This is a genomic window from Ferruginibacter albus, from assembly GCF_020042285.1.
In the GTDB taxonomy this organism is placed as follows: Bacteria; Bacteroidota; Bacteroidia; order Chitinophagales; family Chitinophagaceae; genus Ferruginibacter; species Ferruginibacter albus.
Genome location: NZ_CP083388.1, coordinates 2,297,772 through 2,320,084, shown reverse-complemented (window position 1 = coordinate 2,320,084; position 22,313 = coordinate 2,297,772). Strand labels below are relative to the sequence as shown.

Sequence of the window (22,313 nt, the reverse complement as noted above, 5' to 3'; positions counted from 1 at the left end):
TACTCATCTTTCTTAGCTCAATCAATTAAACCTATATAGATACAGTTCCTTTTTATTGATATAAGAAAATAAAGCGCTCTCAGAATATTGCTTTAAAGAGTTAATATCGAATGACAAATATCAAAAAGTCATTTTCCACTTAAAACTTTCGTGTACATTGTTGGTTACTAACCGAAAAGAATTGACAATGTTACGGCTGGATTAAACTTACAATAGTATAGTAATAATATCAGCCATTCTAACTATCTTTTATAACAATTACTTTAACAATATATAACACTTAAAACAGTAAAAATGACAACCATTGGAATTACCGACACCAACCGCCAAACCGTTGCTGTAGAACTATCAAAAATTTTAGCAGATGAATATGTGCTTTATACTAAAACGAGAAATGCTCATTGGAATATTGAAGGAATCGATTTTCATACCAAGCATGTTTTTTTTGAACAACAGTTTGGCCAATTGGATGAATTGGTGGATAGCGTTGCAGAACGTATCAGAACCTTAGGTCATTATTCACCTGCAACCTTGCAATCTTTTTTAAGCCTTACGCATTTAACAGAGCAAAACAGAAGTGCTAATGACAGCAAAGGTTTTATTACGGAATTGTTGAATGATCATGAAAGCATTATTATTCATTTAAGAGAAAACATAAATCGCTTTGCCAATGAACTAGGAGATGTAGGTACCAGCGATTTTATTACAGGATTAATGCAGGAACATGAAAAGATGGCTTGGTTTCTGCGTTCACATCTTAAATAAAAATTGTTTTCAGCTATGCTGCAATACAAAAATTGAATCATTACTAAATATCAAAAAATGAAAAAATTATCTATTCTTCTATTTTATTTGATGACAATCGTTCTATCAAACAGTTTTGCCCAAAAAACTGATTCATCCAAAGCCAAACCAACTATTGTATTTGTGCATGGCTTGTGGGCAGATGGCTCTTGCTGGTTAAAAGTAATTACACCACTTATTGAAAAGGGTTACAATGTAATTTGTGTGCAAAATCCAACAACGTCATTAGCAGACGATGTTGCTGCTACCAAAAGAGCTATCGACAGAGCAAAAGGTGATGTTGTATTGGTGGGGCATTCCTGGGGTGGCTTCGTAATTACTGAAGCGGGAGTAGACCCACGTGTTAAAGCGCTGGTTTATATTTCAGCTTTTGCACCTGATAACGGAGAAACGGTAGGTTCTCTTGGCAAAAAAGCGCCCGAAACCGAACTTTCAAAATTTCTTGAAAATGCAAATGGATTCTTAACCTTATCTAAAGAAGGCGTTAGTAAAGCATTTGCAGGCGATTTAACAGCAAAGGAACAAAACGAAATATATGCTGTTCAGCCACCTGCTTTTTATAGTTTGTTTGCAGATGTTTGTACAAATGTGGCATGGAAAATCAAACCTTCCTGGTATGTTGTATCAGCAGAAGATAAATGCATTAATCCTGAATTAGAAAAGTTGATGGCAAAAAGAGCGAATGCAAAAACAACTGTGTTGGAATCTTCGCATGTGGCAATGCTGTCTCATTCCAAAGAAGTTTTAGAGGTGATATTAAGTGCTGTAAAAGGAGTAGAAAATTAGCAAGCGAATACATTAATAATACATAACGTCAAACAAAATAACTCATGCTTCAACCAAGCGAAGTTGCTCCCGATTTTACACTCTACGCAACGCCCGATCAAAAAATTACCTTGTCTGAATTTAAAGGACGAAATGTTATTCTTGCTTTTTATCCTGCCGATTGGAGTCCCGTGTGCAGCGACCAAATGGCCTTGTACAATGAAACATTGCCCTTCTTTAAAAAGTATGATGCGGAAATATTTGGCATTTCGGTAGATAGCAAATGGTGTCATTTTGCTTTTGAGCAAAGCAGGAATTTGCATTTTCCATTACTGGCAGATTTTGAACCTAAAGGAGCAGTAGCAAAAAAATACGGTGTGTACGATGAGGACGAGGGCGAATGTAAAAGAGCATTATTTGTTATCAATAAGGCCGGTGTAATTGCCTGGTCTTATGTATCGCCAACAGCTATTAATCCGGGTGCAGATGGTATTTTGGATGCATTGGAATCACTGGTGACAATTGGATAAGTCGTTCTAATAAACGATTTGAATAATAATCTTGTAAAATAAAAGCAATGAGTTTACATCCCGCCATAAATGAAAAAGATCATGCCAAAGGAAATTTAAAAGCAACATTAGAAATTGTAGAGTATGGCGATTATCAATGCCCGTATTGCGGCGCTGCATATCCTGTATTAAATGAAATGATGAAAGAGTTTGGAAGCCAAGTGAAATTTGTGTTTCGCAATTTTCCTTTATCAGAAATTCATCCATCTGCACGTATTGCTGCATTAGCAGCAGAAGCGGCTGCTTTGCAAGGAAAGTTTTGGGAAATGCATGATGCTATCTATAATGATCAGTCACATTTACATACAAAAGATCTATTGCAACGTGCTACGTCTTTAGGTTTGGATATGGATAAGTTTGCCAACGATTTGGAAGAAGAAGACTTGGCCAATAGGATAGATGCCGATTTTGAAAGCGGGATTCGCAGCGGTGTAAATGGCACGCCTTCTTTTTTTATAAATGGGAAAAAGTTTGATGGAGGCGCAGACAACTTGCTACAATTGCTTAGAGAAAGTACTGAAACTAATTAATAAAATCTGACTTTCTTGGATGTGGGAAGTCGATAGAGTATTTTAAAAGCCCGTCTTCGACAAGCTCAGACTGACAGCTTTTAGATATGCTTGTCATGTTGAGTTTGCCGAAACGTTGCAAGCATATCTAAAGCGGCGGTTAAATTAGATTACTTTGCTACATCGGAGAATCAGTTAATAAAATTATATGGAATTAAGAAAGCCGGTACACGAAGGTGACCACATAAAAGGCAATCTCGATGGACGCATTGAATTGGTGGAGTATGGCGACTATCAATGTCCTTTTTGTGGTGCAGCATATCCTGTATTGGAAAAGTTATTGGAAGATCATGGTAGCCAAATAAAGTTTGTATTCCGCAATTTTCCGTTATCTAAGATCCATCCTTCAGCAAGAATTGCTTCGCAGGCTGCAGAAGCAGCAGGCAGGCAAAATAAGTTTTGGGAAATGCATCATTCTTTATTTACCGACCAAAGACATCAATTGCATAAACATATTTTACAAAGAGCAGAAGACTTGCTATTAAATGTAGAAAAGTTTGCCGCCGATATGGAAGATGAAATGCTTATTAAAAAGATAGATGATGATTTTTATACCGGTCTCCGAAGTGGTGTAAATAAAACACCTACTTTTTTTATAGACGGCAAACGTTTTGAAGGAGAAGCAACTGATTTAGAAATCTTTATTCAAACAATTTAATAAATACATCATAAAATTATCCATTTGCTTTTTGTTGCGTTTTTCCCGGTTTATTCGAAAAGCGCCTGCTATATCAATTTTAATATGGCATGGTTTTTCCGACACACCATTCAGGAGCAGCTACCATTAAACGGGCGTAACCGAAAAGCCATAAGAGTAGGAATAAAACTTTAATTATATGTCAAATCATACTGTAACATTACATCGTGTGCTTAGTGCTAGCCCAGAAAAAGTATATCGTGCATTTACAACGCCGGGTGCGTTTCTGGCATGGTTACCTCCTTACGGTTTTTTTGCAGAAGTACAGCAAATGGATTTTCGTGTAGGAGGTAGGTATAAAATGTCTTTTACTAATTTCTCTACCGGCAGCAAGCAATCTTTTGGAGGAGAATACCTGGAGATAAAGCCTAATGAATTTATTAAATACATTGATAAGTTTGATGATCCCAACTTACCCGGAGAAATGAATACTTCTGTTTGGTTTAAAAAAGTTTCTGTTGGCACAGAATTAAAAATTATACAGGAAGGAATTCCTGAAGCAATTCCTGTTGAAGCGTGCTATTTAGGCTGGCAGGAGTCTTTAGAGAAATTGAAAAAATTAGTAGAACCTCAAATTCCGGATGCGTAATAATTGATCATTATGGTTACACTTCAATAAAGCTCATTATTAATAAGCCGTACAAGTGAGTGACACAACAAAGCTGAATAAAGAACTATAGTTTATTACATAAAAATAAAAGGAGAGCAACTGCTCTCCTTTATGTTTAATGGTTCTCCATTGGCTGTCTTATTCAAAGCGGTCTAAGTTCATTACCTTATTCCATACCGCTACAAAGTCCTGTACAAATCTGTCTTTAGCATCATCACATGCATATACTTCTGCCAATGCACGCAATTCAGAGTTAGAGCCAAATACCAGGTCAACACGTGTTCCTGTCCATTTAACCTCATTTGTTTTACGGTCGCGGCCTTCAAACAAATGTTGCGATTCTGAAGTGGCTTTCCATCCTGTATTATAATCCAGAACACTAACAAAGAAATCATTCGTAAGAGCTCCGGGTGTTTTAGTGAACACGCCATGTTGTGATCCATCAAAATTAATATTGATAGCACGCAAGCCGCCAAACAATACAGTCAATTCCGGAGCGGTTAATGTTAGTAGTTGGGCCTTGTCAACCAAAAAATCTTCTGCCTTTGAAGCATGATGACCGCTTTTTAAATAATTGCGGAAACCATCTGCAATAGGTTCCAATACAATAAATGATTCTACGTCCGTTTGCTCCTGCGATGCGTCCGCACGACCGGGTTTAAACGGAACCGTAATAGTTTTACCTGCATTTTTCGCTGCCTGTTCAACACCCGCACCTCCTGCCAGAACGATCAGGTCTGCCAATGAAACCTGCTTGCCGCTTTGAGCTTTATTAAACTCTGTTTGCACACCTTCCAATACATCTAATACTTTTGATAACTGCGTTGGATTATTTACTTCCCAATATTTTTGCGGAGCCAAACGAATACGTGCTCCGTTAGCACCGCCACGTTTATCAGAGCCACGAAAAGTAGCTGCAGAAGCCCATGCTGTTGCTACCAATTCTGATACAGTTAATCCGGTTCCCAATATTTTAGATTTTAATGAAGCAATATCTGCATCATCAATTGCTTTATAAGTAACAGCAGGAATAGGATCTTGCCAGATCAATACTTCTGCAGGAACTTCTTTTCCTAAATAGCGTGCACGTGGTCCCATATCACGATGTGTTAATTTAAACCATGCACGTGCAAATGCATCCGCAAACTCATCGGGATGTTCATAAAATCTTCTTGATATTTTTTCGTATGCAGGATCAACTCTTAATGCAAGATCAGTAGTTAACATAAACGGTGCATGGCGTTTGGAAGCATCATGTGCATCGGGTACCAATCCTGCACCTGCGTTGTTTTTAGGTTTCCATTGTTGTGCACCGGCAGGACTTTTAGTTAATTCCCATTCATAGCCAAAAAGGTTTTCGAAGAAATTATTGCTCCATTTAGTAGGAGTGGTGGTCCAGGCGCCTTCCAGTCCGCTGGTAATAGTATCATCGGAGTGTCCTTTACCGAATGCATTTTTCCAGCCTGTTCCCATTTCTTCAATAAAAGCACCGGCAGGTTCTTTGCCAACATGTACTTTAGGGTCTGCGGCACCGTGAGTTTTACCAAATGTATGTCCGCCGGCGATCAATGCAACGGTTTCTTCATCGTTCATTGCCATCCTGCGAAATGTTTCCCTGATATCCCTTGCTGCAGCAATAGGGTCTGGATGTCCATTTGGCCCTTCCGGGTTTACATAGATCAATCCCATTTGCACAGCAGCCAATGGATCTTCCAGTTCACGATTGCCACTATACCGTTTGTCACCCAACCACTCTTTTTCGGTTCCCCAATAAATATCTTCCGGCGTCTCCCATACATCTTCCCGTCCGCCGGCAAAGCCAAACGTTTTAAAGCCCATAGATTCCAATGCACAGTTACCCGACAATATCATCAGGTCAGCCCAGGAAATTTTCTTGCCATATTTCTGTTTGATCGGCCATAATAATAAACGTGCCTTATCTAAATTGGCATTGTCCGGCCAGCTGTTTAACGGTGCAAAACGTTGTGTGCCGCTTCCTGCACCACCACGACCATCGCTGATACGATAAGTGCCTGCACTGTGCCATGCCATGCGGATCATAAAAGGACCATAATGTCCGTAGTCTGCCGGCCACCACTCTTTTGAATCCGTCATTAAAGCAAAGAGGTCTTTTTTTACGGCATCCAGGTCAAGGCTTTTAAATTCTTCTGCATAATTAAATTTTTCGCCCATTGGGTTAGAAAGAGAAGAATGTTGACGCAGGATGTCTAGTTTTAATTGGTTCGGCCACCAATCATGATTTCGGGTGCCGCCTATTTTGTTTAGAATGCCATGAGGAAACGGGCATTTTGATATATCGCCACCATTAGTGGATGTACCGTGAGGGTTGTTGCTGCTCATAATTTTTTTTAGATTAATGTAAATGAATTGATCTGGGCGAATCGTTTTTTGCGAGCCAAAACTACCGATCTGCCGATAATAAATCAAATTGATTATTTTTATATTCTAATAGTTTTTATCTATGACGATAACACAGCTGGAATATACTGTTGCTTTAGACACTTACCGGCATTTTGCCAAGGCTGCAGAGAAATGTTTTGTAACTCAACCAACCTTGAGCATGATGATACAAAAGCTGGAAGAAGAACTCGGCGTTAAAATATTTGACCGCACCAAACAACCCATTACACCTACCAAAAACGGGGAGGCTATTATTTTGCGGGCACGACAGATATTGGCAGAAGCCAATCATTTAAAAGCATTTGCGGCAGAGTTGAAAGGAGAGATAACAGGAGAGTTGCACATCGGAATTATTCCAACACTAGCATCATCACTATTACCCTTATTTATAAGATCGTTTACGGCACGTTACCCGCATTTGAAAATATTTGTAAAAGAGATGATAACGGATGAAATAATCATTAAGCTAAAAACAAATGAACTGGACATTGGCTTACTGGCAACTCCTTTGAATGATGCACTGTTATTAGAGACGCATTTATTTTTTGAAGAGTTTTTTGTGTATGCCACCAAAAGCGAAAAGCTGCCGCAGAAAAAATACCTGTTGCCAAAAGAGATCAACCTGAATCATTTATGGCTATTAGAAGAAGGACATTGTTTGCGTAATCAGATTTTTAATTTGTGCGAACTAAAGAAAAAGAATGTTGCTACTGAAAACTTGCATTACGAAGCAGGCAGCATTGAAACATTGGTGAATTTGGTAGATAAGCATCATGGTATTACGATTGTGCCCAAGCTGGCGGTGCAAAACTTAAAACCTGCGCAAAAGAAAAACATTCGTGAGTTTGCCAATCCTAAACCGGTTAGGGAAATAAGTATTGTAACTTCTGTAAACTTTCCAAGGAAGAAGTTGGTGGAAAATTTAAAAGAAGAAATAGTCGGCAAGCTGCCGGCAGAAGCATTAGCGATGCAAAATGTAAAGGTTACAGCGTTGAATTTGGCATAAAGCGATGAAATATTTTTTCTTTGCTTTGGTCGTGTCCCATGGATCATTCGCATCAATCAATCTCTTCAATTTGGATGGTGTTCTCAAATGTATATATGATTGGCTATTAGAAATGGTTCGTTAAGACATGAACCAAGGCATTGGAGACCATGGTGGAGTTAGTTTTTTATACGTAGCATTTTTGCCATTATTGAATCGCTAGTAAACCTGCTTGGATATTTTCTTACTTTCCAAAGTAATAACGTATCTCCATCGATTAAAAAGTGATCTGTATCGCGTACATGGAATTGTAATATTGCATTTTCGCCTACAAACACAAATTTTTGAATAGGAGATTTTTTATTTAAAGTGGCGTCAAAATAACTTAAAGTGCTATCCTTTTTAAATTCTACTATAACTGAATCGCTTACTATTGAATCCTTAATAAATCGAGTATACTTAGGCACAGAATCGGCAAAAGAAACATAATCTTTTACAATATGTGCCGATAATATTTTCCATTTACCAATTACAGAATTAGATTTTTTTTGATGTTTTACACAAGAAAAGAGAAAGGCTATAAAAAATATAGATACTAAGGCAAATAAATTTCTACTCATTTTTTATTGTTTTTTGGCAGATTTCTTCGCCTAGGATGTGAAGACAGGGATCGAGGCATTGTAGAAACAAATGTATACATAGATGTTCTCATCTTTCGTGCTATTTGTATTTCGATATTTATATTATTTCGATCTTTGCGAAACTACATTAAATACTTGAGCACCTATATGGATACCTTAAAATTATCAGAGCTAATTGGGCAAGAGATTTTGGAACTAAGATATCATTATGTTCCGGAAAACGAATATGGGATGCAAGCTTTTCACTCCTATATTAAGCTTTCAAACGATAAAATTATTGATATTCCACATTTTGATAGGGAAGATTATCTGGAGTTGACACAAGACAATCTAAATTTCTTTAAAACGATGTTCGACACAGGAGAACCTGTTAATGAAAAAGCAAAGAAGTTTTTTGTAGAACAAAAAATTGTAGATTTTTATTTTAGCTACTATAACAATGAGATTGATTTTGATCATTCGGCGTTTATTAAATTATCAAATGGCTATTACTTGACGGAAAATAATTTTGGACCAATGGGGCTGACTAATATTGATTTAATCATACTTGATGAAAAACAATTTGCAGAAGAAGTAGAAAGGCTTAAGAGCGTTGAAGTGGAAGTTCGCTCTTTTACAAAGACAAAAATATAAGTAATGGCTTCGCCTTGGTTCTTAACTTTACAAAAATGCGAATCTTTTTAGAACTAATATTTAAGCAAACCTGGATAATTTTTATAATGGTTACAATTGCCAATGCTCTTACCCTTAAATCAAAATCAAAAAGCTATATTGCTGCCAACCCGGAATTAGAAGAAGGTTATGAAAAACTTTTCAAAGGCATTATTTTCTATGGCAATATTCCATGGGTAATAATAGGTATTGGTAATTTAAGCGGATTAACAAAGAGTGTTTTCGATTTTTTTGCTCCCCGGCAGATGAATCCTATCGTTTTAATATTTCATTTCTCGATAGTGTTATTATGGACATTAAGTATCAAATGGATTTATTTTCAAAATGGAGCTGAATTTCTGGAACGCCATCCCGGATTATTAAAATTTCAAACAGCCAAACAGATAAAGCTCTTTTTCCCTTTGATGTTATTAGGAGGAATTATAGCAATGATAGTGATGTGGGTAATGAATCCGTCAATTCCGAATTTTCAATAAAGCACAGTAACCAAGGCATTGGGAATATGTCAAATTAAAACCAATAAATTATAGTAAATAGACGTATATGAAACCCAGCTTATTATTAGGGATATGTAGTTGTGTTATTTCTTCTTGTAACATTAATCAGAAAATTAAGGTTAAAGTTAGTGGCGCTGACATGGAAAACACGATAACTCAAGACGCACAGGTAACTATTAATAAAAATTTACCTGTTAAATATAATTGCATAATTGGGTTCTCTTTGTCTTCATCAAATGAAATCAATTTTTCCAGAGTTGAAGGTCTTCCAGGAGATACCGTGGAAATAAGAAATGGAGATATTTATCTAAACAACAAATACTGCATGCCCCCTAATGAAAAAGTTTTGCCTTATATGGTTTACATGACACAAATAAAGGGCGATATTTTAGAAAAATATAAAAATAGACATTGGAATAATGATTATTACATATTCTATATAACAAAAGAAGATTATTCCAATATTGTCAATATAGTTGACTCAATTTATCTTTTGAAGTTTGACTCTTCATTTGTTGATAATAGGCTACTTAAAGGTTTGAACCATTCTAACAAATTTGATTTTGGACCATTAATAGTTCCAAAGAAAGATCAAATCATTGATAACGCTATTTTATCTCTGGCACCTACGTATTTATCTCATATAGATTTAGGAAACAAGCTCAATGATGACTATTACTTTTGTGTTGGTGATAACTTTATAGATGCAACAGATTCAAGGACGATAGGATTGATACCTAAGAGCTCAATAGTAGGAATAGTCGAAAGTATCTCGAATGTAAATCGAGTTTATGTAGAACCTTAGAAATGCTTCGTGACACGCATTATAGTCAAGGAAGGGTGTCGGACATGGAACAAAACTTGATATATAAAAATGAAATTTAAATTTCTTGCAATCATATTTTTTGCTTTTACTTGCTTTTCATCTTTTGGACAAAAGTTGAAAGACGGCACATATACATTCTCTATTAGAGACTTTGAGTATGAGAATGCTCCAATTGTTGCAAAATGTAAAGTAGTAATTAAAGGAGATAGTATAAAAGTAATCTACACTGACAGCACTTTAACGCTTATAAAATATGGAGATGTATTTGATGAAGGCATTTTAATTAAACACCGGAAAACAAAGCAATGGATCATTGCACATTCCATGAAAGATATGAATGCAAAAGAGGTAGGAGCCTGTAGTGGCGGACCAATGGTAATTGACTTAAAGAAAAAGGAAATTTGGTATTGCTAGATACGCATTTCACCTCTACAATTGTCGTATTTACACTGCAATAATATTGGATTTGTTAGCGAGATTTGTATTCACTAAATATCAATAACAATGAGAAAAGTAAAATTGCAAATGCAAATGACCATAAACGGGTTTGTTGGCGGAACAAATGGAAAAAGTGATTGGATGACATGGAACCCTGATACAGAATTTATAGAATTTCTCAATTCGCTATTGGATACTTCAGATACTCTTTTACTTGGTAGAAAAACCGCTGAAAGCATTATTAAATATTGGGAAGGTGAAGCGTCACAAAACCCTTCTCATCCATTTGCAAAAAAGATAGCGGATATTTCAAAAGTTGTTTTTACTAAAACACTTGAGCAATCAGTCTGGAACAACACTGCTTTAGCAAAAGGAGATCTTACAGAAGAAGTTGCCAATTTAAAAAAACAAAGCGGAAAAGATATTCTTGTGTTTGGCGGTGCAGGCTTTGTTTCATCATTAATAAAAAATGGACTTATTGATGAATACCATCTTATTATAAATCCAACAGCCATGGGAGAGGGAATGACTATTTTTAATTCACTCGACAGCATACAGAAATTCACACCTATGCAATCCAGGCTTTATCCGGGTGGTAAAACTGTTTTGAGCTTCAAGCCAAAAATTGATTGATCTATTGTTCTTTTACTTTCGCAAAAGAAAGTGTATCAGCTAAATCATCCCAGTTACCGGAGAGCGTATTCTTTTGGCATTTTAATATATTCAGCTTGTCTATTTTTATAAGTAGCGTATCTGAATTTTTATCAACATTATTGCTTGCCTTAAATAGTATTAATTTAGTACTATTTGATGAAGTATCTAATTGGTATGTGCCATATGCAGTGTCAAAAGAATGGTCATCACTTGCTCCATTAGCAGCAGTAATAACCTGGATGTTTTTTGCATCGATGAAATTAAAAAACATGGTCATGTTTGGCGTGTTTTGTAGTTGCCATTTTCCTTTTAGATCGTTGTATGTTACTTTTTGGCTGAAAGAATTAAATGAAAATAAGCAGTAAAAAATGCTGATAAACAGTTTAGATTTCATTTTTCAAATGTACGAATGGCACTTTTAAAATAGCTGTTCATCTTTTATGTGATCTTGTTTTTTGTAAGAATTTCAATATTCTTAACATTCTTACTATTATCTTTCGATAGTTACATTTTTTCGATCTTCGTGAAACCATATCAAGTACTAAACAAGTCTCATTCATGACAAAGCTTTTGATCTTATCAATTCTTTTGATCTCTTCAGTTTGCAGTAATGGACAGGAGAAACAACAGAAGAAAGACACTTTCATTTATTTTTCAATTATCGACACTAATTATTCAAAATACGCTTTACCAACTTATTTTGTAAAGCCTGAAAAATGGTTGCAGGCCGATAAAGAGAGAAAAGGAGAAATGGGTGATTGGTATGGTGATACCTATCCGGACGGTTTTAATTTGCAAAATGCTTTAGCTTTAATAGATACAGCAAAAGATCTGTCGTTTGGGGCTGCAAAAAGCTGGTGCATTAAGAACTATACAATTGCATTTCCGTATTTAATAGCACGTCTTTCAGACAAAAGAAAAATTGGTTTAAATAATACTGCCGACCTGATAATTTGGGATAGGATTGCTTCCGGCGACCTGGAGTTTTATGGACATGGCGGTGTAATAACTGAAGATGTATTTACTGTTGCAGGCAGAGCATCCTGGATATTGGATCAGTTAACCGGAGAAGAATTTGCAGTTGTGCACGGTAATTTAACGGAACAACAATCGGAAAAATTTAAGCTTCTTTGGGTAAGCTATATTAAGAAGTTAAAAAATAACTGATGGAGAGAACTCTTACGATCAGAATGCTTATATCAATTTTCCTGATCTTATCTGTTCTTACTGTTGTTGCTCAACAGGCAGATAGTCTTTCAAATTCACTCATTTATTGATTATAAGATTTCCTGAAACTTTAAAAACAGCACCTGTTGTAACCGTTAAGGTAGCGCCCGAAGAAAAAATCATCGGCACATTCAAAGCACAAAAACCTCCTGATTGTGGAGTGATGGTGACTTGTGTTCCCGAAGGCACCGGTGAAGTGGGAATTGCGCCATTACTCCAGTTGGCAGCATTACTCCAATCGCCACTGCCATTAAACGTATAGCTGGTAGGAATGATGGAATTTGAAGTAACGTATGTAATTTTTGAAATGTTATTTTGGGAACTAAGGTCAATGCGCATAAGAAAAGAATGAGCAGTTGGTGTTACAAAAAGATATGAGGTGGTTATGTTGGAAAATAAAGGAGAGATACGTTGAGTTGTTATTGTTTTTTGTTGAAGCACATTAGAATAAGTATGTCCCGGTATTTTTAATGTTCCATATCCTGTTCCCTGTTGGTTAATCACAGTTTCAAAGGTATCTCTGTAACCGCCTGACACGTGAGCTATTTCTTTGGTGCTATCTGAAAAAGTACTTCCATAAGCAAAAGGGAAATGGAACTCTTCTAATGTACTGGGATAAAAAACCGTATCGCTGCCCGGCAGGATAGACCCTAATGATACCCAGTCGTTAGTCGTGGTTTTGAAATACAGGTAAGCACCTCCGGAATTTAATGCAAGATTGGAACCCGGATAGATGGAGGTATAAGGAGTGGAGGCAGCTGCTTTAAAGCTATCAACTTCGATTCCTCCTGAATCTACCAGCGCACTGTAGTCCCATGTTAAATTAGCTCCTGTTGCAGGTGTTGCAATATTAGCGACCTGTGTTTGCTGGTAAAATAGCACATCGCCGGGTACTGCTTCTGAAGCAGATGTAATTGTAGGGCCCTGAGCTTTGGCAATGGTAACTGTAAAACAACTGATGATAATGAGTAAAAGTGAGCGCATAGATTTATTTTAAAATTAGATGAAAGCAGTTTGCCGGCTCGAATGAGCCAGGTTTTATGATATTGAACTAACAATAAATCTTGTGGAAGCCGATCAGGTTTTAAGAGCAAAATTATTTAACCGAACGCTCTTCATTTCTAAAGCAATACTTTCAAAGAGAAAGGAATAAATTCTGATTTGTCGTACAAGTTAACATATAAATATAGAATCACACAGAAAAGTATGTCTATTAACAGATTGAAATAAAAATTGATCATCTTTGATATCTTCGCCTTGGTTCGTGTCTTCACGAACCATTCGTTTTAATCAATCTCTATTATGATAATCCTAAGGAAAAAAGCAGAAAACAAAAAAAACTGATTTATGAAAAATGTTTTATTTGTCTTTTCGTTATTATTATCACTTGTATGTCAGGGGCAAAATTTACCAACTTATCAATATGGACAACATACCTTATCAGGTAAAGTGATCCTGAAAAATTTGAGACACCCAATTACAGGTAAAACAATAAAAAACGCAATGCTATTTGTCTTGCCACAATCAGTAACATTTATTGCCGATACTACTGACGAATTTAGCAGTGATGCTACAACAAAAGAAATTCGTATTTATGGTGACGTACAGAAAAATGTTAATCCGAATGTGAAGTATAAAAGTTTAATTGGTAAAAGAGTTGCTATTACTGCCGATTATATTTATGCACCTTCCGGAAATTATCCTTTGGAGGTAAATGTCATCGAAGATTTTACCTATAAGATATTACAATAGCAAAATAGAAATTGCCTGCAATATTGCTGCAAAGTAGAGTGTTATAGTGTGTCTTTGATAAATATTAAGCTCAAAATTTCAAATAGTTGACCTTAAATGCATGCATATTTTGGGTATAATAAGCAATCATATATTTTTATGTGTTGGCAGCATATTTATTAACAACCTTAGATATCTATGGCTTCTATATTCAACAAAAAATTACTTCCCGGATTTGACAGTATTAAAGATAACGATGAAAAAATTATTTGGATAGGGCGTTCCAAATTTATTCCATTTATATTTTCGGGCATATGGGCTGGCATTTCTATAATCGCTTTTGTTGCAACCTGGATTGCAATCGGAACACAAATAAAACCTGAAAATGGGAATATTGCAGGTTGGGAATTTTGGTTGGGACTTCTTCCTGTGATCTTTTTTCTTTGGCTTTTTTTTAAAAGACTATTTTCATTTAACAACACCTATTACGCTTATTCTGACAGAAGGGTAATGATGAGAACCGGTTTTATTGGTACAGACTTTAAAATTATAGATTATGATAAGATTTCTGGCATTGAGGTAACTGTAAATTTTATTGAGAGGGTTTATAATGTAGGCACTATTAAATTCTTTTCTAACAGAACGCAAGTTGACGAGGGGGATGCGACTAAGCTATACGATAATTGGGAAGCTATACCAAATCCTTATGAAGTATTTAAAGAAGTAAAGAAAGTTATGATCGATATTAAGATCGGTTACAATAATGCCAGTGATTTACAATTAGAGACAAATCCAAGCTATGAGAAAGGAGATGTTGCTGAGAAGTAAGAGTTTGTTATGCTGGTTTTTATTTTTATCTTCAATAAGAACATGCCGATGTAAACGGTATAAAAGTCCTCTCAATGATCAGATCGTTTTTGTTTTTGATATTCTTTCTAATATTTCAAACTGTTTTTGGACAAAAGATCCCTTCGAAAATTGACAGCTTACATTCAAAAGCTGAGGTAGAAAAACTGATACAGTCATTTAACAAAAATTATCAAAGCTTTTCCCTTAAACCTATCACTGAAATTAAAGACAACAATAACGAAAATGACTTCTGTAAGAAAATAGCAGACTCATTAAATATTACCCAATCATTTTATAAGGCAGATTTTGATAATAACGGCTATACCGACTTACTTGCAATCGGGGATTACTATGGCTTCAAAATTTTTGTAGTAATGAATTATGGTAATGATTCGTTAAGGCTAAACAGGCTTACAAGAAGAAGTTTTCAGGAGTGCACTTTCCCAAAGATCATTAATGATTCAATAATTAGGTATTACTATATGCCTGAATTTAATTGGAGTGCGAAGGATACAATGCCATCACTTCAATTCAGCGATCTTATTTTTAAATACGGGGATTTTATTGAATATAATGCTCATCCTAAAAATTATGAAATTGAAAAGATAGAGTACCAGACAACGATGTGTTTTGGCAGTTGCCCTGAATTTTATATTTCTATTGAGAAGAATAAATCATCTGTTTTTAAGGCGGAATCATACAATCAGAAAAAAGAAAGCCCCGAGGAAATTAAGGGGACTTTCAAAACTATTTTGAAAAACAGTTCATTTGATGAAATAATTAGTTTGCTTAATTATATGGACTTTCCCAACTTAAAAGACAATTATGCGGTAAGCTGGACAGATGATCAAACTTGTACCTTAACTATAATATATAATAACGGGCAAGTAAAAACGATTAGGGATTATGGTTTGATTGGAACTTATAACTTAAATAGACTTTATCAAATATTATTTGATTTGAGGTTTAATCAAGATTGGAAATAAATATAATCGCTTTGTAGAATACGAAACAGACAACTTACATACTCCTGCTTTCTATATCTTTGAAACATAAGACAACTTACACAACTGCCATGCGTTATTTCCGTAAATTATTTTTACTGTTGTTTGTAATTGGTATTTCAGCTTATGCAACAGCTCAAACTACTAAGCGGAATACGTATAAGTTTTATGGCTCTTTATCTACCACAGAACCTGATTGTGCGGCAGACCTGGTTCCGGCAAAAGGATTAAACCAGCACTGCATTCCCAATACAGCACCCACTTCAGGGCAGTTCATAAAAGACAAACTATCTTCCAGCGGTCCGGATAGAGTTGTATATCATAATAATCTTAACTGGGGTTTGCGTTATGCAAATGCGGATGGTATCATAGCCAAAACATATACGGTACAGCTCTACATAAAGGTTACCAACTTTAACCAGTACTACACCCGCATCGTAGATTTCTCCGATGCAGCTTCAGATAACGGTATCTATTTTACCAATTATCAAACACCGGCGCCAACTGCTGAACGATGCCTTAATTTTTATCCAAATGGTAATTATGGTGCATGCCCTTATTTCAATGATCACACTTATTACCTCCTTACCATTACAAGAAATGATCTAACCAAAAAGATCGATATCTATGTAAATGATCAGTTGTTTACCACGTATAATGATGTGTCCAACTTTTATGTAAGTGCTGCCGGCAAACCGATATATATTTTTAGAGATGATCCGCTGGGCTTTGCCTGCGAAGATGGGGAAGCGAATTTTGCGTATCTATCTTTTGCAAATTTTTATTCTACGCAATCTGATGTGGCGGCGGTTTATAATAATATCAATACCATTGCCAATACTGCCGACTTCAGTATTAATAAAACTGTTGCCTGTACCGGTGATAATGTGAGCTTTAATTATGCAGGAGATATTCCTGCTTCAGTAACGGGATATACATTTACATGGAATTGGGATGGAGGACAGGTTGTATCGGGCAACGACAGAGGCCCATATACAGTAAGATGGAATACGTCGGGAACAAAGAATATACAATTGAATATAACAGGTAGCGGTTGTTTTAAAACAATCTCCAATTCAAAACAGGTCGACATCGGTAATGCAGCTAATTCTTATAAAGACACCACTATTTGCCAGGGATATTCTTTTGAAGGATATACTGCTACCGGTACTTATACCAAAACATTTGCCAATGCCTTGGGCTGTGATAGTATAAGAACAGTTAAGCTAACGGTGCTACCTTCTTCATCAACTTCTCTTGATACCACGATATGTGCCGGCGAAACCTTTGAAGGACATTCAACGACAGGAACGTTTACGAAAACCTTTACAAGTTGGAATGGATGTGACAGCATAATAACGATCAAGCTGACTGTTGTTTCCGGCGCTTCTTCTTCTATTGATACATCCATCTGCGAAGGAGGGTCTTTTGAGGGGCATACAAGTTCAGGTACTTACACTAAAAAGATTGCTATCAATTCGGGTTGCGACAGTATTGTACGTATAAAGCTTACTGTTAAACCTTCCGGGCAACCTTCATTAGGCACTACAACTGTTCTATGTAAAGGAGATTCTATTGTTTTATCGCCGGGTGATTATAACAGTTACAAATGGCAGGATGGATCCACCAATAAATATTTCTCCGTTAAGCAAGCGGATACGTATTGGGTTGAAGTGAGTAATGAATGTACACAGAGCAGGGCTGAGATACAAATAACAGAGCAAGATTGTAATGTATATTTTCCATCGGCATTTACGCCTAATAAAGATGGATTGAATGAATTGTTTAAAGTATCTAATACTTATGGAATAACTGAATATAACCTGGCTATATATAACCGGTATGGCGAATTACTATTTCAAACAAAAGATCCGCTGAAAGGATGGGATGGAAAATATAAAGGAAGTGCGATGCCCAACGGAGCGTATGTTTGGTATTGCCGTTATAAAATGACAACAGCCAATAAAGTAAATTCTTTAAAAGGAACGGTACTGGTTATAAGGTAATGACTTTTCCCGTAGAACCATTTTCCGATGGCGTTAATTCAAAAATATAACCGGGTGATAAGCTCTCTTCATTTCTGTGTGATACATAAATAACGGTCGTCTTGCTTTCTTTTGTAAACTTATTGATCAGGGAAGTTACCAACTCGATCTCCGTATCATTCAATCCTGAAATAGGTTCATCTAAGATCAATAAAGGAGGATGTTTAACCATCGCTCTTGCTACCAATAATAATCGTTGATGTGCAATGGATAAGTTTAAGAAAGGTTTATTTTTTACTTCATATAAGCCCAACAAGAAAAGCCATTCATCAGCCAAGTTAATTTGTAATTCAGTTGGCTTTACATATAAACCTACAGAATCATTAAAGCCGCCGATCAGCATGTTCTCAATGGAATCCAACCGCTCAAATTGTTTACCCACGGCAGAAGAGAAGTAGCCGATCTTTTCTTTTATCTGCCAAACAGTTTCACCGCTCCCTTTCTTTTTTCCGAATAGGATAATGTCTTGTCCGTAGGCTTTTGGATTGTCGCCGTTTATCATCGATAATATGGTGCTTTTGCCTGCGCCATTCGGGCCAACCAGTTGCCAGAATTCTCCTTTATTGATTGTCCAATTGATATTTGTTATAATTGGACGCTCGTCATAGCTAACAGAAACATTATTGAATTGAATTAACGGATCATCTTCTTCCGCAGCTTCATGCAAAGGCGGAGGAATAGCGTGAATAAAATGATGTTTATTGGACGAGCGGTACGCATTGATATTTTCGATCTTCTCTAAAACAGTATTATTGATCGTAAAAATATTCTTTATAAAGGGTAAGATATCGCTGATGCGATTGGTAACCTGCACCAATGTTATGTTGTTGCTTAGCTGTGTAAGATTGGCAGCAATATCCGCTTGTGCCTGTATATCCAGGCTGTCAAAAATATTATCAACAATAATGCAGGATGGTTTTTTTGCAATGATATAAGACAGTAATGCTTTTTTCTTTTCGCCATCAGACATGGTATTTAAGCCACGGTTTTGCCACCTTACTTCCACATGTTCATGCCGGGTTTCTTCATTAACAAACTCGTTAATAGCAACACTAGAATACAGCTCAGCGTTTGAATGATCGTTTCCTGTCAACAATTGTCCTTTTGTGATCTGTTGAATAACAGCTTCTTTATTGTGGTTCGCAGAAACGTAGATAGCGATATGATTTCTTTCCATAAAAATTACGAACACAAATGTATCATTTTAATAGAGCAATGACCCTTGCTTTTGATATTCATCATTGTTTTAACCATTTATTTTTTAATGGTAAAAATTATAATATGTTGAACGATGCGATGCCGTACAAGAGAGTGACACAACGATGTTTAATTGAAATACAAATGCCGGAATCAAAAAAATAATATTCATTATGGCAACGTTCTCGTTGATTTGGTTTTTTATATGACAACTGCTTTTTAACTTTAGTATCTTAATGATTCTATATGAAAAAAATCTACTCCTTGGTATTAGCCATTTCTTTTTTGTTAGTGGCTCAATTTGCAAAAGCATACGATTTGATAGTTGCGCAGGACGGCAGCGGTAACTACACAACAGTACAGGCCGCCATTAATGCAGCGCCTACCAATTTAACAGCGCCATATTATATTTTTATCAAGAACGGAAAGTATAAAGAGAAGATAAGCATTCCCTCTAACAAGCCTTTTTTGTATTTGGTAGGCGAGAGCGTTGCCAACACCATTTTATATTATACAGATGGGGCAAGTACTTCCAACGGCACCGGAGGCACACTAGGTACGCAGGGTTCCGGAAGCTTTACTATTAATGCCAATGATTTTACGGCGCAAAACATTACGTTTCAAAATACATTTGGTGATGGATCGCAGGCAGTAGCAGTGGTAATTAATGCTGATAGAGCAGCGTTTAAGAACTGTCGCTTTATGGCTAACCAGGATACATTATATACCAAAGGAAGCGGTGCACCAAGAGCATACTTTAAAAATTGTTACATAGATGGAAACATCGATTTCATTTTCGGTAACTCCATAGCATTATTTGATTCTTGTGTTATTTATGCAAAAACAAGAACTACCAATGGAAGCTCTTATATAACTGCGGCAAGTACGCCACCGGGGCAAGCATATGGATATGTATTTAATAATTGTACGCTGCCGGCAAATACGGGAGGTACACAATATTATTTAGGAAGACCGTGGCAAAACTCAACAGGATCATCGCCATTAGCCAATAACCAGGTTGTTTACTTAAATCCAACGTACGGGGCTAATTTGATAATACCTGCCGGATGGAGCACCTGGGATGCAGGTACCGATGTTACGTTGATCTATGACGGAGAATACCAGGCTAAGAATATGAATGGTTCATTGGCTGATGTAAGCGGTCGTACATCATGGTCGCATCAATTAAATTCGGGGGATGCTTCTTTATATACAATGGCGAACATGTTTACTACGTGGAATCCATGTGCTATCAATGCAACTTTCTGTAACGATTCAGCACGTGATATTGCTGTATCAAATTTTGCCGGTGTAAGAGGGGCTTCTAATTCTACGTTCAGCTGGAACATAAGCTGGGCAATGACAGGAATAACCTACACATTGTATCGTTCAACAGATAGTATTAGTTATTCTCCTGTAACAAACGTTACTGCAGCAAACGATACTTCTGTGAATTTTCAATTGACCGATGCGCTACCTCCTGCAGGAAGCATTTACTATTATTATGTGGTAGCATCTAAGGCAGGCACTAATTCGGATACAACAGATATCGTTGCTATCTCAAGTGCACCTACCATAACGGTAACGGGTACATTGGGAAGCTATGCACAGGCACTTGGTACACCTTCTGCTGCACAAACCATTTCAGTATCGGCAGTTAACCTGGTGGATGATGTAATTATTACGCCTTCAGCGGATTTTGAAGTATCTACAGATGGAACTACCTGGTACAATACCATAACCCCTTTAGTGCTGGCTCATACAGGACAAACATTATCTGCAACCAATGTTTTGGTAAGAATGAATGCTTTAACATTGGGCGATCATACAGGAACGGTACTATTATCAACCAATGGTACCGGTGCAAAATTTGTAACCTTAAATGTTTCGGGAACTGTTTCTAACGAATTAAATGCATCGCATATTTTGCAACAATGGCCATTGGATGTAGATAGCAATGACAGTGCAGCTGTTCGATATACAGGTGTGCAGGCAAGTGCACCAACATTTAATAAATTGGTTTTGTCTGATGGTGTAACAGTAAGCGGCGTAACACCTTATTCTGCTGCATTCGGAATGGCATTTGCTCCTACTGCAACAGGCTCGTGGGCTTCTCCAGGACCGGGAGGTACTTTAGGCAGAACATTCTATCAACAATACACCGTAACGCCAACCACTGGGCATGCATTAAGAATTGATTCTATAATTTTTAATACTGATTTCTATAATAGTAACAGTAACAGTAAAACGGCTGTTGTGTATTCGTTGAGTGGCTTTACTACCGATTCAACAGAAATAACCGGCGCTACTTTTGTATCACCGATCGTTACGAATAAAACAACCAGCGGAACAGTAGACAATTATCGTTTTGCGTTGAATGGAGCATTGGGTATAAATGTTCCTGTTGGAAGTGCTATTACATTTAGAATATATCACGCTTTGGGCAGCAGTAGCACAGGGCGTTACGGCATGATCAAAAACGTGATTGTTACCGGCGATACAGCCAGTACAACAGTACCACTTAAATTAATATCGCTGATCGGCACTGCGAAAAACAATGCTGTTCAATTAAATTGGGTAAGCGCTAATGAAATGAACAGCGAGGATTTTAAAATAGAAAGAAGTGCAGATGGAATTAATTATGTTGAGGTTGGCTCTGTTAAAGCGAACAACAGCAATAGTGTCAATAATTATGAATTTACAGATGCAAGTTCTTTGCAAGGAGTTGTTTACTATCGTTTACGTATAACTGATAAAGACGGACAATACATGTACAGTAAAATAATAAGAGTTCAATTAGATAATGCGATCAGCTCTATCAGTATTTATCCTAATCCTGCGAATGCTATTGTTAATTTAAAATTTGCTGCACTGACAAAGGCTACCACAGCAAAATTGACTACTGTAACCGGAGAAACAGTGAGAACAATAACGATTGCTCAAGGAGCTACTCAGAAAGCTATTAACATCAATACGTTAGCAACAGGCACTTATTTTATTTCATTGAATGATGGCATTACTATAAGAACACTACGTTTTGTAAAACAATAATTTTAATTATTCTGCAGGAAGCATCTAATTTGAAAAGATTAGGTGCTTCACTTTTTATAGG

At 36.5% G+C, this 22,313-nt stretch carries 23 protein-coding genes; 18 read left to right on the top strand and 5 right to left on the bottom strand.

Translation table 11 applies throughout. From position 1 onward, the window contains the following. Positions 1–294 precede the first annotated feature (294 nt). The 6 genes from K9M53_RS10120 to K9M53_RS10095 all read left to right on the top strand — a co-directional run bounded on the left by K9M53_RS10120 (position 295) and on the right by K9M53_RS10095 (position 3,993). Positions 295–765, top strand: coding sequence for a Dps family protein (locus tag K9M53_RS10120; protein ID WP_224014436.1), 471 nt, complete (start codon positions 295–297; stop codon positions 763–765). A 57-nt stretch (positions 766–822) separates the two neighbouring features. Beyond that, positions 823–1,590 (top strand): alpha/beta fold hydrolase, encoded by a 768-nt coding sequence (locus tag K9M53_RS10115; RefSeq protein WP_224014434.1) that lies wholly within the window; start codon positions 823–825, stop codon positions 1,588–1,590. Between the two features lie 44 nt (positions 1,591–1,634). After that, positions 1,635–2,099 (top strand): redoxin domain-containing protein, encoded by a 465-nt coding sequence (locus tag K9M53_RS10110; RefSeq protein ID WP_224014432.1) that lies wholly within the window; start codon positions 1,635–1,637, stop codon positions 2,097–2,099. 47 nt (positions 2,100–2,146) lie between these two features. Continuing rightward, positions 2,147–2,668 (top strand): DsbA family protein, encoded by a 522-nt coding sequence (locus K9M53_RS10105; protein ID WP_224014430.1) that lies wholly within the window; start codon positions 2,147–2,149, stop codon positions 2,666–2,668. Positions 2,669–2,855: 187 nt separating this feature from the next. Next, a complete protein-coding gene (locus tag K9M53_RS10100; RefSeq protein WP_224014429.1) occupies positions 2,856–3,365 on the top strand; it encodes a DsbA family protein in 510 nt (169 codons plus the stop codon). Between the two features lie 178 nt (positions 3,366–3,543). Beyond that, positions 3,544–3,993, top strand: coding sequence for an SRPBCC family protein (locus tag K9M53_RS10095; protein ID WP_224014427.1), 450 nt, complete (start codon positions 3,544–3,546; stop codon positions 3,991–3,993). Between the two features lie 159 nt (positions 3,994–4,152). Here the strand turns inward: K9M53_RS10095 and katG are convergent, their stop codons facing one another. Beyond that, a complete protein-coding gene (gene katG, locus K9M53_RS10090) occupies positions 4,153–6,375 on the bottom strand; it encodes a catalase/peroxidase HPI (RefSeq protein ID WP_224014424.1) in 2,223 nt (740 codons plus the stop codon). A 121-nt stretch (positions 6,376–6,496) separates the two neighbouring features. Here katG and K9M53_RS10085 point away from each other — a divergent pair, with 121 nt between their 5' ends. Then, positions 6,497–7,441, top strand: a complete 945-nt coding sequence (locus K9M53_RS10085; protein ID WP_224014422.1) for a hydrogen peroxide-inducible genes activator — start codon at positions 6,497–6,499, stop codon at positions 7,439–7,441. Between the two features lie 158 nt (positions 7,442–7,599). Here the strand turns inward: K9M53_RS10085 and K9M53_RS10080 are convergent, their stop codons facing one another. Continuing rightward, a complete protein-coding gene (locus K9M53_RS10080; RefSeq protein WP_224014419.1) occupies positions 7,600–8,040 on the bottom strand; it encodes a hypothetical protein in 441 nt (146 codons plus the stop codon). A gap of 168 nt (positions 8,041–8,208) precedes the next feature. Between K9M53_RS10080 and K9M53_RS10075 the strand changes: the two genes are divergently transcribed. The 5 genes from K9M53_RS10075 (at position 8,209) to K9M53_RS10055 (ending at position 11,127) form a co-directional block, all read left to right on the top strand. Next, positions 8,209–8,694: a hypothetical protein gene (locus K9M53_RS10075; RefSeq protein WP_224014417.1), complete on the top strand. Its 486-nt coding sequence runs from the start codon at positions 8,209–8,211 to the stop codon at positions 8,692–8,694. Between the two features lie 35 nt (positions 8,695–8,729). Further along, positions 8,730–9,209: a hypothetical protein gene (locus tag K9M53_RS10070; protein WP_224014415.1), complete on the top strand. Its 480-nt coding sequence runs from the start codon at positions 8,730–8,732 to the stop codon at positions 9,207–9,209. A gap of 67 nt (positions 9,210–9,276) precedes the next feature. After that, on the top strand, positions 9,277–10,035 hold the full coding sequence (locus tag K9M53_RS10065; protein WP_224014413.1) for a S26 family signal peptidase: 759 nt from the start codon (positions 9,277–9,279) through the stop codon (positions 10,033–10,035). Between the two features lie 69 nt (positions 10,036–10,104). Next, positions 10,105–10,470, top strand: a complete 366-nt coding sequence (locus tag K9M53_RS10060) for a calycin-like domain-containing protein (protein ID WP_224014411.1) — start codon at positions 10,105–10,107, stop codon at positions 10,468–10,470. A 90-nt stretch (positions 10,471–10,560) separates the two neighbouring features. Beyond that, the gene (locus K9M53_RS10055) at positions 10,561–11,127 is read left to right on the top strand and encodes a dihydrofolate reductase family protein (RefSeq protein WP_224014409.1); all 567 of its coding nucleotides are present in this window, start codon (positions 10,561–10,563) and stop codon (positions 11,125–11,127) included. 1 nt (position 11,128) lies between these two features. Here the strand turns inward: K9M53_RS10055 and K9M53_RS10050 are convergent, their stop codons facing one another. Beyond that, on the bottom strand, positions 11,129–11,542 hold the full coding sequence (locus tag K9M53_RS10050) for a hypothetical protein (RefSeq protein ID WP_224014407.1): 414 nt from the start codon (positions 11,540–11,542) through the stop codon (positions 11,129–11,131). 164 nt (positions 11,543–11,706) lie between these two features. Between K9M53_RS10050 and K9M53_RS10045 the strand changes: the two genes are divergently transcribed. Then, positions 11,707–12,315 (top strand): hypothetical protein, encoded by a 609-nt coding sequence (locus tag K9M53_RS10045; protein WP_224014405.1) that lies wholly within the window; start codon positions 11,707–11,709, stop codon positions 12,313–12,315. Between the two features lie 99 nt (positions 12,316–12,414). On the opposite strand, the gene K9M53_RS10040 is transcribed toward K9M53_RS10045, so the two are convergent. Further along, entirely contained in the window at positions 12,415–13,359 is a 945-nt protein-coding gene (locus K9M53_RS10040; protein ID WP_224014403.1) for a hypothetical protein, read from the bottom strand. Positions 13,360–13,722: 363 nt separating this feature from the next. On the opposite strand from K9M53_RS10040, the gene K9M53_RS10035 reads away from it, so the two are divergent. From K9M53_RS10035 to K9M53_RS10020, 4 genes are all read left to right on the top strand, one after another. Next, a complete protein-coding gene (locus K9M53_RS10035) occupies positions 13,723–14,127 on the top strand; it encodes a hypothetical protein (RefSeq protein ID WP_224014401.1) in 405 nt (134 codons plus the stop codon). A gap of 177 nt (positions 14,128–14,304) precedes the next feature. Next, positions 14,305–14,934, top strand: a complete 630-nt coding sequence (locus tag K9M53_RS10030; protein ID WP_224014399.1) for a PH domain-containing protein — start codon at positions 14,305–14,307, stop codon at positions 14,932–14,934. A gap of 89 nt (positions 14,935–15,023) precedes the next feature. Further along, a complete protein-coding gene (locus K9M53_RS10025; protein ID WP_224014397.1) occupies positions 15,024–15,941 on the top strand; it encodes a DUF6438 domain-containing protein in 918 nt (305 codons plus the stop codon). 89 nt (positions 15,942–16,030) lie between these two features. Beyond that, on the top strand, positions 16,031–17,965 hold the full coding sequence (locus K9M53_RS10020) for a T9SS type B sorting domain-containing protein (protein WP_224014395.1): 1,935 nt from the start codon (positions 16,031–16,033) through the stop codon (positions 17,963–17,965). On the opposite strand, the gene K9M53_RS10015 is transcribed toward K9M53_RS10020, so the two are convergent. Beyond that, positions 17,955–19,181 carry an ATP-binding cassette domain-containing protein gene (locus K9M53_RS10015; protein ID WP_224014393.1) on the bottom strand — a complete coding sequence of 409 codons (1,227 nt, stop codon included), beginning with the start codon at positions 19,179–19,181 and terminating at the stop codon, positions 17,955–17,957. The two genes, K9M53_RS10020 and K9M53_RS10015, sit on opposite strands and share 11 nt — an antisense overlap. Before the next feature lie 266 nt (positions 19,182–19,447). Here K9M53_RS10015 and K9M53_RS10010 point away from each other — a divergent pair, with 266 nt between their 5' ends. Continuing rightward, positions 19,448–22,252, top strand: coding sequence for a pectinesterase family protein (locus K9M53_RS10010; protein WP_224014391.1), 2,805 nt, complete (start codon positions 19,448–19,450; stop codon positions 22,250–22,252). The last annotated feature ends 61 nt before the right edge of the window (positions 22,253–22,313 follow it).

Bases quoted from the DNA above. Each gene is read 5' to 3' on its own strand.
- K9M53_RS10120 (WP_224014436.1), top strand. From the start codon at position 295: ATGACAACCATTGGAATTACCGACACCAACCGCCAAACCGTTGCTGTA.
- K9M53_RS10115 (WP_224014434.1), top strand. From the start codon at position 823: ATGAAAAAATTATCTATTCTTCTATTTTATTTGATGACAATCGTTCTA.
- K9M53_RS10110 (WP_224014432.1), top strand. From the start codon at position 1,635: ATGCTTCAACCAAGCGAAGTTGCTCCCGATTTTACACTCTACGCAACG.
- K9M53_RS10105 (WP_224014430.1), top strand. From the start codon at position 2,147: ATGAGTTTACATCCCGCCATAAATGAAAAAGATCATGCCAAAGGAAAT.
- K9M53_RS10100 (WP_224014429.1), top strand. From the start codon at position 2,856: ATGGAATTAAGAAAGCCGGTACACGAAGGTGACCACATAAAAGGCAAT.
- K9M53_RS10095 (WP_224014427.1), top strand. From the start codon at position 3,544: ATGTCAAATCATACTGTAACATTACATCGTGTGCTTAGTGCTAGCCCA.
- katG (WP_224014424.1), bottom strand. From the start codon at position 6,375: ATGAGCAGCAACAACCCTCACGGTACATCCACTAATGGTGGCGATATA.
- K9M53_RS10085 (WP_224014422.1), top strand. From the start codon at position 6,497: ATGACGATAACACAGCTGGAATATACTGTTGCTTTAGACACTTACCGG.
- K9M53_RS10080 (WP_224014419.1), bottom strand. From the start codon at position 8,040: ATGAGTAGAAATTTATTTGCCTTAGTATCTATATTTTTTATAGCCTTT.
- K9M53_RS10075 (WP_224014417.1), top strand. From the start codon at position 8,209: ATGGATACCTTAAAATTATCAGAGCTAATTGGGCAAGAGATTTTGGAA.
- K9M53_RS10070 (WP_224014415.1), top strand. From the start codon at position 8,730: ATGCGAATCTTTTTAGAACTAATATTTAAGCAAACCTGGATAATTTTT.
- K9M53_RS10065 (WP_224014413.1), top strand. From the start codon at position 9,277: ATGAAACCCAGCTTATTATTAGGGATATGTAGTTGTGTTATTTCTTCT.
- K9M53_RS10060 (WP_224014411.1), top strand. From the start codon at position 10,105: ATGAAATTTAAATTTCTTGCAATCATATTTTTTGCTTTTACTTGCTTT.
- K9M53_RS10055 (WP_224014409.1), top strand. From the start codon at position 10,561: ATGAGAAAAGTAAAATTGCAAATGCAAATGACCATAAACGGGTTTGTT.
- K9M53_RS10050 (WP_224014407.1), bottom strand. From the start codon at position 11,542: ATGAAATCTAAACTGTTTATCAGCATTTTTTACTGCTTATTTTCATTT.
- K9M53_RS10045 (WP_224014405.1), top strand. From the start codon at position 11,707: ATGACAAAGCTTTTGATCTTATCAATTCTTTTGATCTCTTCAGTTTGC.
- K9M53_RS10040 (WP_224014403.1), bottom strand. From the start codon at position 13,359: ATGCGCTCACTTTTACTCATTATCATCAGTTGTTTTACAGTTACCATT.
- K9M53_RS10035 (WP_224014401.1), top strand. From the start codon at position 13,723: ATGAAAAATGTTTTATTTGTCTTTTCGTTATTATTATCACTTGTATGT.
- K9M53_RS10030 (WP_224014399.1), top strand. From the start codon at position 14,305: ATGGCTTCTATATTCAACAAAAAATTACTTCCCGGATTTGACAGTATT.
- K9M53_RS10020 (WP_224014395.1), top strand. From the start codon at position 16,031: ATGCGTTATTTCCGTAAATTATTTTTACTGTTGTTTGTAATTGGTATT.
- K9M53_RS10015 (WP_224014393.1), bottom strand. From the start codon at position 19,181: ATGGAAAGAAATCATATCGCTATCTACGTTTCTGCGAACCACAATAAA.
- K9M53_RS10010 (WP_224014391.1), top strand. From the start codon at position 19,448: ATGAAAAAAATCTACTCCTTGGTATTAGCCATTTCTTTTTTGTTAGTG.